The organism is Rhizobium sp. NLR10b, assembly GCF_019685435.1.
Taxonomy (GTDB): domain Bacteria; phylum Pseudomonadota; class Alphaproteobacteria; order Rhizobiales; family Rhizobiaceae; genus Rhizobium.
Map to the genome: position 1 here is coordinate 113,666 of NZ_JABDWV010000005.1, position 15,356 is coordinate 129,021.

General features: G+C 62.1%; 12 protein-coding genes. 5 read left to right on the forward strand and 7 right to left on the reverse strand.

Features of this window, described 5'->3' with window-relative positions; translation table 11 throughout:
* Positions 1 to 9: 9 nt before the first annotated feature.
* From HJB91_RS09535 to HJB91_RS09555, 5 genes are all read right to left on the reverse strand, one after another.
* Positions 10 to 492 carry a DUF992 domain-containing protein gene (locus HJB91_RS09535; protein ID WP_210629819.1) on the reverse strand — a complete coding sequence of 161 codons (483 nt, stop codon included), beginning with the start codon at positions 490 to 492 and terminating at the stop codon, positions 10 to 12.
* 59 nt (positions 493 to 551) lie between these two features.
* On the reverse strand, positions 552 to 2,204 hold the full coding sequence (locus tag HJB91_RS09540; protein ID WP_221154525.1) for a sensor histidine kinase: 1,653 nt from the start codon (positions 2,202 to 2,204) through the stop codon (positions 552 to 554).
* Between the two features lie 417 nt (positions 2,205 to 2,621).
* Positions 2,622 to 3,488, reverse strand: a complete 867-nt coding sequence (locus HJB91_RS09545) for a tetratricopeptide repeat protein (RefSeq protein WP_210629821.1) — start codon at positions 3,486 to 3,488, stop codon at positions 2,622 to 2,624.
* A gap of 134 nt (positions 3,489 to 3,622) precedes the next feature.
* Positions 3,623 to 3,835, reverse strand: a complete 213-nt coding sequence (gene rpsU, locus HJB91_RS09550) for a 30S ribosomal protein S21 (RefSeq protein WP_003585885.1) — start codon at positions 3,833 to 3,835, stop codon at positions 3,623 to 3,625.
* Between the two features lie 156 nt (positions 3,836 to 3,991).
* The gene (locus HJB91_RS09555) at positions 3,992 to 5,542 is read right to left on the reverse strand and encodes an adenylate/guanylate cyclase domain-containing protein (protein ID WP_247241746.1); all 1,551 of its coding nucleotides are present in this window, start codon (positions 5,540 to 5,542) and stop codon (positions 3,992 to 3,994) included.
* A gap of 355 nt (positions 5,543 to 5,897) precedes the next feature.
* Here HJB91_RS09555 and HJB91_RS09560 point away from each other — a divergent pair, with 355 nt between their 5' ends.
* Positions 5,898 to 8,069 carry a CHASE2 domain-containing protein gene (locus HJB91_RS09560; protein WP_221154691.1) on the forward strand — a complete coding sequence of 724 codons (2,172 nt, stop codon included), beginning with the start codon at positions 5,898 to 5,900 and terminating at the stop codon, positions 8,067 to 8,069.
* A gap of 6 nt (positions 8,070 to 8,075) precedes the next feature.
* Here the strand turns inward: HJB91_RS09560 and HJB91_RS09565 are convergent, their stop codons facing one another.
* Positions 8,076 to 9,113, reverse strand: a complete 1,038-nt coding sequence (locus tag HJB91_RS09565; RefSeq protein ID WP_259669863.1) for a FecR domain-containing protein — start codon at positions 9,111 to 9,113, stop codon at positions 8,076 to 8,078.
* Between the two features lie 299 nt (positions 9,114 to 9,412).
* Between HJB91_RS09565 and HJB91_RS09570 the strand changes: the two genes are divergently transcribed.
* From HJB91_RS09570 to HJB91_RS09585, 4 genes are all read left to right on the forward strand, one after another.
* Positions 9,413 to 10,666, forward strand: a complete 1,254-nt coding sequence (locus HJB91_RS09570; RefSeq protein ID WP_011426818.1) for a sarcosine oxidase subunit beta family protein — start codon at positions 9,413 to 9,415, stop codon at positions 10,664 to 10,666.
* A 109-nt stretch (positions 10,667 to 10,775) separates the two neighbouring features.
* Positions 10,776 to 11,117: a sarcosine oxidase subunit delta gene (locus tag HJB91_RS09575; RefSeq protein WP_210629823.1), complete on the forward strand. Its 342-nt coding sequence runs from the start codon at positions 10,776 to 10,778 to the stop codon at positions 11,115 to 11,117.
* Complete coding sequence (locus HJB91_RS09580; protein ID WP_221154527.1) at positions 11,114 to 14,107, forward strand: sarcosine oxidase subunit alpha; 2,994 nt, start codon at positions 11,114 to 11,116, stop codon at positions 14,105 to 14,107. Before HJB91_RS09575 ends, HJB91_RS09580 begins: the two co-directional genes overlap by 4 nt.
* Positions 14,100 to 14,648: a sarcosine oxidase subunit gamma gene (locus HJB91_RS09585; RefSeq protein ID WP_221146395.1), complete on the forward strand. Its 549-nt coding sequence runs from the start codon at positions 14,100 to 14,102 to the stop codon at positions 14,646 to 14,648. The genes HJB91_RS09580 and HJB91_RS09585 overlap by 8 nt, the downstream gene beginning before the upstream one ends.
* Before the next feature lie 137 nt (positions 14,649 to 14,785).
* Here HJB91_RS09585 and HJB91_RS09590 read toward each other — a convergent pair whose 3' ends face one another.
* The gene (locus HJB91_RS09590; protein ID WP_210629826.1) at positions 14,786 to 15,274 is read right to left on the reverse strand and encodes a MaoC family dehydratase; all 489 of its coding nucleotides are present in this window, start codon (positions 15,272 to 15,274) and stop codon (positions 14,786 to 14,788) included.
* Positions 15,275 to 15,356: the final 82 nt, after the last annotated feature.

Here is a 15,356-nt window from a genome sequence, read left to right on the forward strand (position 1 = left end):
GCGGCTTTCTCATATCTCGCCCGGCACCAGCGTCATCTTCTCTACGCCGATCGCCAGGTTCAGCCCTTCCTGGGCCTGGACATTCAGCGGCTGCAGCATGAAAGCTTTGTTGGTGCCGCCGGCGATCACTTTGGCGCCGGCGCCGGCGCCAATGCTCGCATCAGCGCCGACACCGTAATATTCGCCGGCAAGGGCGAATTGTGGCATGTCGGTGCCGGTCTTTGCCAGGACCTGCCAGATCATCACGCTCTTGCCCGTCTGGCCGATATCGAGGCCGAACTTCTCGATTTTACCGGCATAGACTGCCTTGGCGCCGCCGGCTGCCGGCGTATAGGTGCAGATGAGGTTCTTCTGTGAGGTGACGATCAGACCCTGACCGCCATCCGATCCGCAGACCAGGCGGCCAAGCGTCACATAATTTTCCGCGCTCGCCGGGCTTGCCCAGGCGGCCGCCGTCAGAGCCACGGCGGCCGTCATCGTTTGCTTGAACATGGTCCTTCTCCTTGTGAACGACCTGTTCGAAACGGGTTGAGGTTGCGATTGTTCCTGAGTTATTCCCGCTCCAGCGTGGAGCGCTGAGCTGTCAGCACCCATAACAGGCCTTCTGGCCGGAAATCGATCTCTACCGTACCGCGGAAGGCCGAGGCGGCGTGCGCCTTGATGACGGTCGTGCCGAAACCCGAGCGCGACGGCTCTGTGACCGGCGGGCCGCCGCGCTCCTCCCAGGTGAAGCGGAGCAGGGCATCCGGCTTGTCTTGATCCCCGACATCGTGCCAGTCGAAGCGGACGCGGCCCTGCGGGGCGGAAAGCGCACCATATTTCACCGAATTGGTGGCGAGCTCATGCAGGGCAAGGCCAAGATTCTGCACTGCATCCGGCTTCAGCACGAAATCTTCACCGCTGACCTCGATCTGTTCGCGCGCATGCGGGAAGGCCTGGAGGTGGATGTCGATAACGCGCCTTAGCGACACGCCTCCCCATTGCTCGCTGGTCAGGAGCTCGATCGAACGCGCCAGCCCCTCCAGGCGGTCGGCGACAGCGGCTTGAAAGGTTTCGACGCTTTCGGCCTGTTTGGCAAGCTGGCGCATCATGGCCTGAGCAAGCGTGAGAAGGTTCTTGGTGCGGTGGACGAGTTCATGCATGACGAAGCGCAACCGGTCCTCGGTCTGGCTGCGATCGAATGAGGCGTTCGAAAGAGCGATCGCCACCTGGTTCGCCTCGATGACGCTCGTTTCAACGGGCGAGACGATGTGGCCTTCGCCCATGCGGTTCGCCATGTCGGCAATCTCGCGGATGGTGCTGCGGACTTGCCTGGCGACAGCATAGGCGGCCAGGATCGCGACGAGCACGAGTGCGACGCCGCCGATGATGAGGAAACGCCAGGTGCTGAGAATCGACGCCTGCGCCACCGGCCCCCAGATCACCGTCTTCCACGACCAGCCAGGAATCTGTGCGTAACCGAGGAGCATGTGCGGCAGGATCGCCTTGTCTTCGAAAACACCCCGGGAAAAGCTAAGCGCCGGCAGGATGCGCGGATCGAAGGGGGTGCCAGGCGTGAGGGCGGCGGGACCGGCGGCAACAACCACGTGGCCGCTTTGATCGATGACGGCGGCCGACCAACCGGGGGCAAGACCTTGGGTCGTCACCAGCCGGCCGAGATCCCTGGCGTCCTGGGTGATGATGAGGGCGGCGACAGGATCGCCCTGCCTTGGCAAAGTGACGTTGTAGACCCACTCGCCGCTGGTTCTGCCGTGAAAAACATCGGACGCCTCGATTTGGCCGGATTTCATTGCGGCATCGAGCGCGGCGATGTTTGCCGTCTTTTCGAGCGGCGTGCCGAAAGGCCGGCGCGTGTTCAGCAGTTGCTGGCCATTGCGGTCGACGGCAAGGACATAGAGCGCATTGTTCCGCAGAGCCGTTTCCGTGCGCTCGTGGAAGGAGGCGAGATCGCCGTTTTCAAGTTCAGGAGAGCTCGAAAGCAGCCGCAGCGTCGTCGCCATGTCCTGAAGCTGGCGATCGATGATGCGCGAAAGGGCAAGCGCGTCCTGCGCCGTCTCGCGCTTCAGCGTCGAGCGCTGGTTGTCCTCCAGCTGCAGCAGAAGCAGCGCCACGAAGGCGAAGATCGGCAGCGCGATCGCCACCGCCATGGCAACCAGATAGGTGCCGATCGAAGCTTTGGGAAAAAACAGTGCGACGATCTTCATTTATTGCGCGCCGCCGCCACAAGTCCCGGTATTGCCGCGTCCCTTGTGCGTCTTGAAGGACGCGCGGCGCTGCTGTGCGCGCTGTCCGCAACAATTTCGTCTGCGGTCAGGAAAGCAAAGATCCGCATCTCTCGCAAACCGCCCTCAACGTGTTTTCGCACACCCCGATAGCGGGCTATCGAAGCAGCCACATGTTAGGGGGAGCAAAAGCAGGTTGCAACATACTATGACATGCCATCGAAGCCGGCGGCGGTTTTTCCGTCCCTCTTTTCAAAGCGATGCGGCGCCTTCATGACGGCTTACTCTGGCCACCCGTTGCTGCACGCGCACCGGGGCCGGTCATTGCCGGAGATTTATTTTCCTGCAACGCCAAGGTTCTGGGGGCATCCGATGTTCCGGCCGCCCCAATTCACATCCTTAGCCGGCTGGAGCGCCGACTCGGGCGAGACCATCGCGGGCCGGCTGGTATTTCGGGTCAAGTCCGACCGCATGGCGATAGGAGCGGGCAGCTTTTGCCTTGTCGCCGCGGCGTTCGTAGACAAGAGCCTGGTTGGCCCAGGATTCGGCGATGTTGCCGTTGAGATCGATCGCGTGATTGAAATCGGCAAACGCGTTGTCGTCGTCATTCAGCGCGATATAGGAGATGCCGCGGCCATTATAGGGCTCGGGCGAATTCGGCGCGAGCGAGATGGCCTTCGAGAAATCGTCGATTGCCTTATCCTGCTGATTGCGCTTCTGGTAGATCAGGCCACGATTGTGATAGGCGCGGCCATCGGTCGTGCCGAGCTGGATCGCCTTGCTGAAATCGTTGAAAGCTGCATCGTCCTGTCCGGCTATGCGATAGACATTGCCGCGGCCGATATAGGCGACGTCGTAGCTCGGATTGATCTGCAGGGCGGCATTGTAGTCGGCAATCGCCTGCTGCTGCTGGCCCATGTTGCGATAGACGAGCGCGCGGTTGGCATAGGCCTGGAAGAAGCGCGGGTTGATCTGCAATGCAGTGTTGAAATCATTTAGCGCCTGACGGAACTGGCCGCCGCGGCCATAGGCTGAACCGCGGACATTATACCCTTCGGGATCCCTCGGATTGGCGTTGATAACGGCCGTCAGCGACGCGATGTTTTCTTCCGAGCCCTGCGCCTTGTCGATGCGGATTACGGCATCCGTCGTGTTGGTCGTCTCGCAGCCGGCGAGGCCAACCATGGCCGCCAGCGTCAAGGCCGGCAGGAATGCGGTTTTCTGAAAGCGCCAAGCGCGGGACGGATTGAAGGTGGTATCAGCCATTCGGGCTCGCTTTCCCCATGCGGCATATCCGATATCTGGATACGCGATCTTCAGCGGCAAACTAAAAAGGCGGCGGCGAACCCATCGCCCCCGCCACAATGCATCTGAAAACGTCGAAAAAACGACGGCAACGCTTAGCGTGCGACCAGGCCTTCGCGCTGGGCGCGCTTGCGGGCCAGCTTGCGAACACGGCGAACAGCCTCGGCCTTTTCGCGAGCGCGCTTCTGCGACGGCTTCTCGTAGTAGTCGCGCATCTTCATTTCGCGGAAAATGCCTTCGCGCTGCATCTTCTTCTTGAGAGCGCGGAGAGCCTGATCGACATTGTTATCGCGGACAAGTACCTGCACGAGAATCACGTTCCTTTGGTTTGGTTGATGCCTGAGGCAGCGCAGCGCCAGGGGCAAAAATATAACGTTCGCGCGGCCGCGGCCTTGCGATTGGTGATGCGGGATAGCAGATCGAGTAGGGGAAGTCCAGATGGATATCGGCGGCAGGTGGAAAAATCACATCTGCCCGGCATCCTGTCTCAAGCGAGCCGCTTCCGGCGGGGCCTCGTCCAGGGCGGCGATTGCCTCCTTGAGCGCCGTCCTGACCCGGAGTCGATCGGCAGGCTCCAGCCGGCTCATATCCAGATGCAGGTCGAGACCCGAGAGATGTTCGCTGAGAACCCGGCTTTTGTGTTCGGCGCCGAGCGTCAGTCCATCGACGGCATAGGGCACGACCTCGCGCTGGATGCCCTTCATGGTGATCGGCGGCAAGGGATGGGCATCGACAATCTCGTTCACCAGCGCATAGGTTTCGTAGCTGATGACGATTTCTCCGCCCTGGGCGATCGACTGCAGCCTGGCTGCGAGATTGGCCTCCGCCCCGATGATCGTATAGTCCATGCGATCGTTGCTGCCAAAATTGCCGACGTTGCAATAACCGCTGTTGATGCCCATGCGCACGACGAAAGGCTCCTCGGTGCCGTTTCTGCGCCATCTGTCCTTGAGTTCGCCGAGGCGGCGCTGCATGTCGACGGCCATGCGCAGGCAGGCTTTCGCATCCTCCTCCGGACCCTTCGTTTCCGGGTCGCCGAAGAAGACCAGCATGGCATCGCCGATGAACTTGTCCACCGTGCCGCCATGGGCGAGGGCAATGTTCGACATTTCGGTGAGATATTCGTTGAGCATCTCCGTCAGCGCTTCGGGCTGCAGCCGCTCGGTGGTCGCGGTGAAATCCTTGATGTCGGAGAAGAAAATCGTCAGGCGCTTGCGCTCGGTATGGACGACGACGTCTTTCTGTCCGCTGAAGATGCTTTTGTAGATCTGCGGCGACAGATAGCGTGAAATCTTCAGCGAAACGCTCGCCAGGAATTCGTTCGCCGCTTCGAGATCCCGGTTGGCGCCATGGATCGCGCGGGCCTGCTGGCGCTGCAGCAGAATGAAGCTGAGGCCGATGACGGCGACAAAAAGAAAATAACAGAGCAGATATTTGAAGGCGAAAACGTTGCTTGCATAGGGTTGCTTGATCACCACTTCCTGAATGCCGCGCACATCGCCGACCTTCCAATCGGTCTTCGGGCTTTCCGGGTGGCTGTTGTGACAGGCAACGCAGGCCTGGCTCATGACGACGGGCGTAATGAGCCGTAGGGTATCGGTCAATCCGACGCGGGTGAGGTCGCTCAACGTCTGCTGCGGATTGGCGCGCAACGCGGCAAGCGCTCGTTTCTCGAAATCGTCGAGCTCGTGGGAAGCGCGGCTCTTGAACGGCAGATCGGAGACGAAGCGGTATGTGATGTTGGCCTGCTGCTCCTTTATGACGTCGCCGAGCTCCAGCGAAAGTGTTGCCGGCAGCGGGATGGCGCCTGGGATATTGGCGTAGTTGTGGGAAACGACCGTGCCTGCGGTCGCGCCGCTGGCGTGCGCGGCCAGAACGCGTCCGACGACATTGGCGGAATAGTAGGAGCGGATGCTCGATATTAGCGAGCTCATATCGCGCGCCTGGCGTCTGAGGGTGTTTCCGGAGAGATCGCTGATGTCAAGCCAGACGGCAAGCGGCAGTCCTGCAAGCATCGCCAGCACGACGACGATCAGCCAATAGCCGCTGCGGCGCACGGCGGTTTCGGAAATCACGGGAGCCCCTCACTCTTCGACATAAAAGTATTCGCGCTTCGGCCGTTACAAGAACATTTCGCCGCGCCCCCGGCAAGCTCGAAGCCGAGCCGTCCAAGCAAAAGCATGGCGGAACGACAGCGTCGTCGAATTTGCAGACACTGTTGCGCCGACCGGCGGGAAGCGGAAGGCTGGAAAGCGAAAAGAAGCGTCGGGAGCGCATGGGCGAATGGCGTTCGGACAGAAAGCGGCGTAGCGTGTCGGCCGACAGGTGCGGGCCGCTCGATCGGCCGTGGGAGGGACACCGGTTGAGATGATGACGCGCGTACAGCAAATCGGTGTCGTTATCGGCCTGGTGATCGTGGCGGCCCTGACGATGCTGCGGGCAGACGATCCCGGGATCTTCAAGCTGATCCGTGGCGTGACTTTCGACGAGTACCAGCGCCTGCTTCCGAGAACATTCGAGCCCATGCCGGTCCATGTGATCGACATCGACGAGGCGTCGCTGCGCGAGTTCGGTCAATGGCCGTGGCCACGGGACCGGTTGGCCATGCTGGTGGACCGGCTCTCCGACATGGGCGCTGCGGCCATCGCCTTCGACGTCCTCTTTTCAGAGCCGGACAGGCTGTCGCCGCGCAACGTCGTGCGCGAGGTCGCGGGGGTTGACCCGTCCCTGGCCGAGAAGCTCCCCGACAATGACGAGATATTTGCCCGCTCGATCTCCGGCAAACCCGTCGTGCTCGGCTTCGGGCTTTCCAACGAGGGCAGTTACCGGCCGCCTGTCAAGGCGGGCTTTGCTTTCACCGGGGAAAGCCCCGTCTCGGCTCCGCCCTACCTTGCCGCATCGACGCCGCTCAGGCCGCAATTGGAAGCCAACGCGGCAGGGCTCGGCCATATCAGCCTCAATCCCGGCAATCCTTCGCCGGTGGTGCGGGCGGTGCCGTTGTTCCTGACCGACGGCGTGCAGCTCTATCCCAATCTCGCCGTCGAGGCGTTGCGCGTCGCGCAGGGTGTATCGACTTATGTAGTGGCCGGCGCGCCCGATCGGGCCGGCGTGATGACATCGGCAAAGATCGGCGATTTCGTCGTGCCGCTAACGGCGGCGGGCGAATTCTGGCTCTATGTCAGCCCCGACCGAGCGGAGCGCTATATCTCCGCCCGCCAGGTGCTCGCCGCCGGAGGCGCCTCTCCCGAGGTCGCTGCCGCCATTGACGGCAGCATCATCTTCATCGGCACCTCGGCGGCAGGCCTGCAGGACATCCGCGTCACGGCGCTCGGCGAGAATGTTCCCGGGGTTTCGATGCATGCGCAGGCCGTCGAACAGATTCTCTCCGGCCGCTTCCTGTCGCGGCCCGATTGGGCGGACGGCCTGGAAATCCTCACGATAGCGGTGCTCGGCTGCCTGCTCGTCGTGGTGACGACTTTCGTCAGTCCCGCCGTCGCACTGGTCTGCGGCCTGCTTATTACCGCAATGGCGCTCGTGGCCTCCTGGCTCTCCTTTCTTTATGCGGGGCTTCTTCTCGATCCGCTGGCTCCGATCGTCAGCGGATCGATCACCCATTTTGCCGCAACCTCGTTCCGCATTCTGGTGATCGACCGGGAAAGGCGCGAGGTGCGGCGCGCCTTCGGACATTATCTCTCTCCGTCACTGCTCCATCGCATCGAACATAACCGCGATGCCTTGCGCCTCGGTGGGGATGACCGGGAGCTGACGGTGATGTTCGTCGACGTCAGGAATTTCACCGAGATCAGCGAACGGCTGGCGCCGACGGATGTCGTCGCCTTCCTGAACACATTGCTCGACGCGCTGAGCCGTCATGTCGTGGCCAACGAAGGTACTCTCGACAAGTTTATCGGCGATTCGATCATGGCATTCTGGAATGCGCCGGTCGATGTTGCGGATCACGAAATCAAGGCGGTTCGCACGGCGCTCGCCATGCGCGAGACACTCACCGAACTGAACGCCGCCGACGCCTTCGGCTTCGGATCCGATCAGGAGGTCGGCATCGGCATCGGCATCCATACCGGCGTTGCGTGTGTCGGCAATATGGGCGCCAAGACCCGCTTCAACTATTCGGCTGTCGGAGATGCGGTCAACGTCGCGGCCCGCATCGAATCGTCCTGCAAGGAAGTCGGCTTCGATATTCTTATCTCCGACCGCACCGCACGCTCAGTGCAGGGAATGGCGGTGATCGAAGCGGGCGCCCTTCCGCTTAAGGGGAAGAGCAGCCGGACGCAGATCCTTGCGGTCGTCGGCGATGAACGTGTCGCAGCGTCCCAGGAATTCGCTGCGCTCGAGGTCGTTCACAAGCAACTGATGCAGGCCCTGCAATCGCATTCCAGGAACAGCCGGAAGCTTATCGGGACCGCAAAGCTCAGGGCAGTGCAGGTGATCGGCGGTCTGGCGGAATTCTACCAGCGCATATCCGGCAGGACCGGCCATTTCCGCGAAGTGCCGGAGGGAATCGAAAAGAGCGCTGCAGACTGACGGGCCTCAGCGGCCGCGATTGAAATTCCAACCCCTGTCGTGGTTGCGATCGTTGTCATCATCATGATCACGATTGTGATCGCGATCGTGATGTTCATGATCACCGCGGTCGTGTCCGCGATGGTCCTCGCCGTGATTTCCGGGCTTGCCGTCATTGTCATGCCGGCCATGGCCATCATGCTTGTCCGGTCTATCCGGCTTGTGATGATGGGGCTTGTCATGATGCGGCCTGTCATGGTCATGATGGGGCTTATCGGGCTTGCTCGGTCGCTCCTTTTGTGGCTCGGCCTGTCTCTGCGGCGGATCCTGTCTTTGCGGAGCTGGCGCAATTGCCGGCGGAGGTCGCACTCTGTCTTTTCGTTCCGGTGCAACCGAGGCCATATTGCAGCCGCCGAGCATGCCGATGCCGCCCGCAAGCCGCTGGTTGCCGGAGAGGAAGGGGAGGGCGCGGGGATTTCCGAGTGTATCGAGAACGCTCGGATCGACCCGGCGGGCCGGCGACATATCGCCGTTCGGCTTGGCGACGACGCAATCGCAGCGCTGCTGCAACTGGCGGCAGCCGCCCGGGCCGCAGAAGCTGGCCGCACCGTTCAGCAAGACGACGGCCGTGGTGCCGTCCTGGCCGACGTAGAAATCGAATGCGGTGCCGCGCACGCCGATGGTGCCGGCGGGCGTCAGAATCTGGTAGGCCGAGGATTGGGAATTGCCGCTGACCCAGCGAAAGGTACCTTTCGCTGCCTTGATGGTGAGTTTCTTGACCGATTGTGAATCGTCGAAGACATATTTGTCGATGACGACCGAAGAGCCCCAGCCGACCGCCAGCTTGGTACCGTCGCGAAACAGGAATTGGCCGAGTCCGGATTGCGATGTCCTGATACGCTCGTCGCGGTGAACGCTGTTGTTGACTTCGATCGGGCCGGCTTGTCCCGTCACCTCGGTCTTGATAACCACAGCCTGGCCGACCGGCTCGGCGGCAGCTGCCAGCCGGACGCCGCATAGCGCAATGAAAAGCGCCTGGAATAAACCCCGCCTCCGTATGCCCATGATACACCAGTCCCGGCAACGGGGAAAAATTAACATCATACTAACTGCTTGTCTTTTCACCCTCTTGGGTTAGGCAAGTCTGCCGCCGGGAGAACGGCGTTCTTCGCAGCATCATGCAAGATGACGTTCGTTTCAGAGTCATCGCCGGACAGCATCGGAAGCTGCGCAGTTTTCGACACGATGTCGTTCAGTGTCAAAAGCGAAGCTCTCGCACGTCGCAAAAGAGCCGTTGTGCCGCATTTGGATTTGCGATTTGTATGGGCGCGAGAACAGCCCTTGCCCGAAGGAGAAGAAGGCGGATGCGGAAATATTCGGTTTTTGCCGTGGCGCGGGAGGCCCTTCGCGGCCACAGAGGTTGGGAGAAGCAGTGGACTTCGCCGGAACCGCGCGCCGAGTACGATGTCGTTATCATCGGCGCTGGCGGACATGGCTTGGGAGCCGCCTACTATCTTGCCAAGGAGCACGGCATCACCAATGTGGCGGTGATCGAGAAGGGTTGGCTCGGCGGCGGCAATACCGGGCGCAATACCACCATTATCCGTTCGAACTATCTCTATGAAGAGAGCATGCACATTTACGAGCATTCGATGAAGCTCTGGGAAGGGCTTTCACAGGAGCTCAACTACAATGTGATGTATTCGCCGCGCGGCGTGATGATGCTCTCGCACAATATTCACGACCAGCAGTCGTTCAAGCGACACATCCACGCCAACCGGCTTTACGGCATCGACAATGAATGGCTGACGCCGGAGCAGGCGAAGGCCTATTGTCCGCCGCTCGACATCTCTGCCAGTGCGCGCTATCCGATCAATGGTGCGGCGCTGCAGCGCCGCGGCGGCACGGCGCGGCACGATGCTGTAGCCTGGGGATATGCGCGGGCAGCCTCAGACCGAGGCGTGCACATCATCCAGAACTGCGAAGTGACCGGCATCCGGCGCGGTCCGGACGGACGGGTGACCGGGGTCGAGACTTCGCGCGGCTTCATCGGCGCCAGAAAGGTCGGCGTATCGGCCGCGGGCCATACATCGACAATCATGAAGATGGCGGATGTGCGCGTGCCGCTGCAGTCGAGCCCGCTGCAGGCGCTGGTCTCCGAGCCGCTGAAGCCGATCTTCCCCTGCGTCGTCATGTCGAACACGGTGCATGCCTATATCTCGCAGTCCGACAAGGGCGAGCTCGTCATCGGCGCCGGCACAGACCAGTATAATTCCTATTCCCAGACCGGCGGGTTGCAGATCATCACGCATACGCTCGACGCCATCTGCGAACTCTTTCCGATGTTCCGGCGCGTCAAGATGATGCGGCAATGGGGTGGCATCGTCGACAATACGCCGGATCGTTCGGCAATCCAGTCGAAGACGCCGGTTCCGGGGCTTTACGTCAATTGCGGCTGGGGCACCGGCGGCTTCAAGGCGACGCCGGGCTCGGCCAATCTCTTTGCGCATCTGATCGCCCGCGATGAAGCGCACAAGTTCAATGCCGGCCTGACGCTGGAACGCTTCCGCAGCGGCCGGCTGATCGATGAAGCGGCGGCTGCGGCGGTGGCGCACTGATGATGAACGTGTTCGCTCAGATGCTCGCTTCTTTGGTTATTCACGCCCTCATCCGCCTTGAACGTACCTTCTCCCTGCTGGGGAGAAAGGGAGGAGAAGGAAATTTCATATGCTGCTGATCCATTGCCCTTATTGTCAGGAAGAGCGTTCCGAACTCGAATTCCGCGGCGCGGGTGACGCGCATATCGCGCGGCCGGCCGATATCGCCTCGATCTCGGATGAGGAATTCGAAGAGTATTTCTTTCTGCGTGACAACCCGAAGGGGCTGATCTTCGAGCGCTGGCGGCATATTCACGGCTGCGGCCGCTTCTTCAACGCGGCGCGCGATACGGTGAGCGACAAGTTCATCATGACCTACAAGGCAGGCGAGCCGAAGCCGCGGATCGGTGCCGAGGCCGAACAGCACGGGCCTGTCGAGACCTATGAAGCCGTGGAAGGAGAGGCGCAATGAGCGGTGCCAATCGTATCGTCGGCAAGGGGCGTCTGACGCCTGCAAAGACCGCGCGCTTCAGCTTCGACGGCCAGAGCTATACCGCGCTAGAAGGCGATACTGTCGCCTCGGCGCTGATCGCCAACGGCATTCATCTCGTCGGCCGTTCGTTCAAATATCACCGGGCCCGCGGCATCCTCTCGGCAGGGGCCGAAGAGCCGAACGCGCTGATCGACGTCGCCCGTGACAAGGCGCGCAAGCAGCCGAACGTGCGCGCCACGGTGCAGGAAGTCTTCGACGGCATGATCGTCCAGTCGCAGAACCGCTGGCCTTCGCTTGCCTATGACGTCGGCGCGGTCAACAACCTGATGTCGCCGTTCTTCGCCGCCGGCTTCTACTACAAGACCTTCATGTGGCCGCGCTCCGCCTGGAAACATGTCTACGAGCCGTTCATCCGTCGCGCTGCCGGCCTCGGCGTCGCGCCGACGGAGGAGGATCCGGACCATTATGCCAGCCGCTACGCCCATTGCGACGTGCTGGTGGTCGGCGCCGGTGTGGCCGGACTTTCGGCGGCGCTGGCAGCGGCCCAGACCGGTGCGAAGGTGATCCTTTGCGACGAGCAGGCGGAAGCCGGCGGTGCGCTGCGCTACGATGCCGGCGTCAGGATCGACGGACAGGATGGTTACGCCTGGGCGCAGAAAACCGTGGCGCGGTTGAAGGCGATGGACAATGTCGAAGTGCTCATCCGCACGACCGCCTTCGGTTACTACAACCACAATTTCGTCGGCCTTGCCGAACGCGTCACCGATCATATCGCCAAACCATCGAGCGATCTGCCGCGCGAGCGGCTCTGGCAGGTCCGCGCCAAGCGGGTAATCCTCGCCAACGGCGCGATCGAGCGGCATATGGTATTTCCGAACAACGACCGGCCCGGCATCATGCTGGCTTCGGCGGGGCGGATGTACCTCAATCATTACGGCGTTGCCGTCGGAAGCAATGTCGGCATCTACACGGCGCATGACTCCGCCTACGAGGCGGCTTTCGATCTCAAGCGGGCCGGTATCTCGGTCGCCGCCATCGTCGACTGCAGACAGGCGCCGGGAGCGGCGGTACTGGCGGAGGCGCGTGCGCTTGGCATCGACGTGCTCACCGGCCAGTCGGTCGTCAATACGGCGGGGCGGCTGCGCATCTCATCGATGACGGTGGCGCGCAACGGCGGCGGTTCGCCGCACAAGATCGCGGTCGATGCGCTTCTGGTTTCGGCCGGCTGGACGCCGTCGGTGCATCTGTTCTCGCAGTCGCGCGGCAAGGTGGCCTTCGAGGCGGAAAGTCAGCGCTTCCTGCCCGGCACCTATGCGCAGGATTGCCTGTCTGTCGGCGCCTGCAACGGCACCGACGACCTGCAGCGGACGGTCGAGGAATCGCTTGCCGCCGGCGAACTGATGGCGCAGGCCGCTGGCAAGAGCGGCGGCGGCAAGATCACGATCTCGGCCGAGCAGCCCTATGACTGGACCGGCGGGATGATCGGTGCTGCCGAAGGCGCCGGCCCAAAGACGAATGCCAAGGCCTTCATCGATTTCCAGCACGATGTCTGCGCCAAGGATATCCGCCTCGCCGTGCGCGAGGGCATGCACTCGATCGAGCATATCAAGCGGTTTACGACCAACGGCATGGCCTCGGACCAGGGCAAGCTTTCCAATATGCATGGCCTGGCGATCGCCGCCGAAATGCTCGGCAAGGAAATCCCGCGAGTCGGTCTCACCACCTTCCGCGCGCCCTATACGCCGGTGACCTATGGTACGCTGATCGGCCATTCGCGCGGCAAGTTGTTCGATCCGACGCGCAAGACGCCGCTGCACGGCTGGGAAGAAGCGCATGGCGCTGTTTTCGAGGATGTCGGCAACTGGAAACGCGCCTGGTTCTATCCGCGCTCGGGCGAGAGCATGCACCAGGCGGTTGCGCGCGAGTGCCGGACGGCCCGCGAGTCGGCGGGTATCTTCGACGCATCGACGCTCGGCAAGATCGAGGTCGTAGGCCCGGATGCGGCGAAATTCCTCAATCTCATCTACACCAATGCCTGGGACACGCTGAAGCCCGGCAAGGCGCGCTACGGCATCATGACGCGTGAGGACGGCTTCGTTTATGACGACGGCGTCGTCGGTCGTCTGGCGGAGGACCGTTTCCATGTGACGACGACAACAGGCGGAGCGCCGCGTGTTCTCCATCACATGGAAGATTACCTGCAGACGGAATTCCCGGATCTGAAGGTATGGCTGACCTCGGTGACTGAACAATGGGCAGTCATCGCCATACAAGGGCCGAAGGCGCGCGAGATCGTCGAACCTCTCGTCGAAGGCGTCGATCTTTCCAACGAGGCCTTCCCGCATATGAGTGTCGCCGAGTGCACGGTCTGCGGCGTACCAGCGCGGCTCTTCCGCGTTTCCTTCACCGGTGAAATCGGTTTCGAAATCAACGTGCCGGCCGATTACGGCCAGTCGGTGCTCGAAGCGGTCTGGGCCAATGCCGAACCGCTCGGCGCCTGCGTCTACGGTACGGAGACGATGCACGTTCTTCGCGCCGAGAAGGGCTATATCATCGTCGGCCAGGATACGGACGGGACCGTGACCCCTGACGACGCGGGCGTCGCCTGGGCCGTTTCGAAGAAGAAGAAGGACTTCGTCGGCATTCGCGGGCTGCAGCGGCCGGACCTCGTTAAGGAGGGGCGCAAGCAGCTCGTCGGCCTCGTCACCAAGGATCCGAAGCTGGTGCTCGAAGAAGGCGCGCAGGTCGTCGCGAGCCCGAATGAGCCGAAGCCGATGACGATGCTCGGCCATGTCACATCGGCCTATTGGTCGGAAAATTGCGGCAGGTCGATCGCCTTCGCGCTGGTCGCCGGCGGCCGGGCGCGGATGGGCGAGACGCTTTATGTGCCGATGCCGGACCGGACGATCGCCGTCGAAGTGACGGATCTGGTGTTCTTTGACAAGGAAGGAGGCCGCATCCATGGCTGATGTCGCAATTCGCAAGCCGGCGCTGGCCGGCCGTCTCGGCGGCTCCGCCACCGTGCGCCTGTCCGTCGCACCGTCCGCGAGCCGCGTGGCGCTGCGCGCGCCCGCTGGATCGCTCAAAGCACTTTCTTTGGCTCTCGGCCTGTCTGTGCCGATCGCTCCGAAAACGTCCGGCCGCGCCGGTGCGCGCTCGGCGCTCTGGATCGGGCCGGACGAGTGGCTGTTGATCGACGAGGCCGGCGGCGATCTGATGGCGGCATGTTCCAGCGCCGGCGCGCTGCATTCCGCGACAGATGTCTCCCACCGCAACGTGGCGGTCATCGTTTCGGGGCCGGGTGCGCAGACCACGCTTGCGGCCGGCTGCCCGCAGGACCTGTCGCTGTCGTCCTTTCCGGTCGGTGCTGCCTCGCGCACGGTCTTCGGCAAGGCGGAGATCGTACTTTTCCGGACGGAAGAAGATACGTTCCGGGTGGAGTGCTGGCGGTCGTTTTCCGATTACGTCTTCGGGCTCTTGGCCGAGGCGGCGGAAGATGCCGGCCATTGAGGCTTCCAAGCCCGCTGCCTAACCGGATGAGATTTTCAGGGTCGCAAATGACAGTGCCGCCCATTTCGTACCAATGGGCGGCATCCGTGCTGGATGCGGCGAAGTCGTTTCCGGGCGCGTAGGATAGCGGCGCTTTCCTACGCGTCTTCCGGCCGGTCCTTCGGGTCGAACTGGATGATGGTGATCCATCGTGCCGTCAGTGCCGGCTTCTTCTCGTTTTCGATCTCGATCGTCACGTCGTAGGTGGTCATCAGCATGCCGCCGCCCCGGAAGCGGGCGTCGGAGAGCAGAAAACGGCCGCGCACGCGGGCGCCGCTCTTGACCGGCGTCATGAAGCGGACGCGATCGAAGCCGTAGTTGATGCCCATGGTCTGCTCGCGCACTTTCGGCAGGCAATTGTAGTTCATCGCCGACAGCAGGGACAGCGTCAGGAAGCCATGGGCGATGGTGCCGCCGAAGGGGCTTTCAGCGGCCGCGCGCCCGGGATCGACATGAATGAACTGATGGTCGTCGGTCGCCCCCGCAAAAGCGTCGATCATTGTCTGGTCGACGGTAATCCAATCCGAAAGACCCGTTTCCATGCCGATCAATCCCCGCACGTCGGAGAGTGAAATTTCCGTGACCATGAATTCCTCGTGAGAAAAGCCGCCGGGCCAAGCCTTATCGTGCATTTATGACGATTGCGACAAGGATTTGCGTGAGTGTGAG

Coding starts and splice junctions, on each gene's coding strand:
- HJB91_RS09535 (WP_210629819.1), bottom strand. CDS start 492: ATGTTCAAGCAAACGATGACGGCCGCCGTGGCTCTGACGGCGGCCGCC.
- HJB91_RS09540 (WP_221154525.1), bottom strand. CDS start 2,204: ATGAAGATCGTCGCACTGTTTTTTCCCAAAGCTTCGATCGGCACCTAT.
- HJB91_RS09545 (WP_210629821.1), bottom strand. CDS start 3,488: ATGGCTGATACCACCTTCAATCCGTCCCGCGCTTGGCGCTTTCAGAAA.
- HJB91_RS09555 (WP_247241746.1), bottom strand. CDS start 5,542: ATGCTTGCAGGACTGCCGCTTGCCGTCTGGCTTGACATCAGCGATCTC.
- HJB91_RS09560 (WP_221154691.1), top strand. CDS start 5,898: ATGACGCGCGTACAGCAAATCGGTGTCGTTATCGGCCTGGTGATCGTG.
- HJB91_RS09565 (WP_259669863.1), bottom strand. CDS start 9,113: ATGGGCATACGGAGGCGGGGTTTATTCCAGGCGCTTTTCATTGCGCTA.
- HJB91_RS09570 (WP_011426818.1), top strand. CDS start 9,413: ATGCGGAAATATTCGGTTTTTGCCGTGGCGCGGGAGGCCCTTCGCGGC.
- HJB91_RS09575 (WP_210629823.1), top strand. CDS start 10,776: ATGCTGCTGATCCATTGCCCTTATTGTCAGGAAGAGCGTTCCGAACTC.
- HJB91_RS09580 (WP_221154527.1), top strand. CDS start 11,114: ATGAGCGGTGCCAATCGTATCGTCGGCAAGGGGCGTCTGACGCCTGCA.
- HJB91_RS09585 (WP_221146395.1), top strand. CDS start 14,100: ATGGCTGATGTCGCAATTCGCAAGCCGGCGCTGGCCGGCCGTCTCGGC.
- HJB91_RS09590 (WP_210629826.1), bottom strand. CDS start 15,274: ATGGTCACGGAAATTTCACTCTCCGACGTGCGGGGATTGATCGGCATG.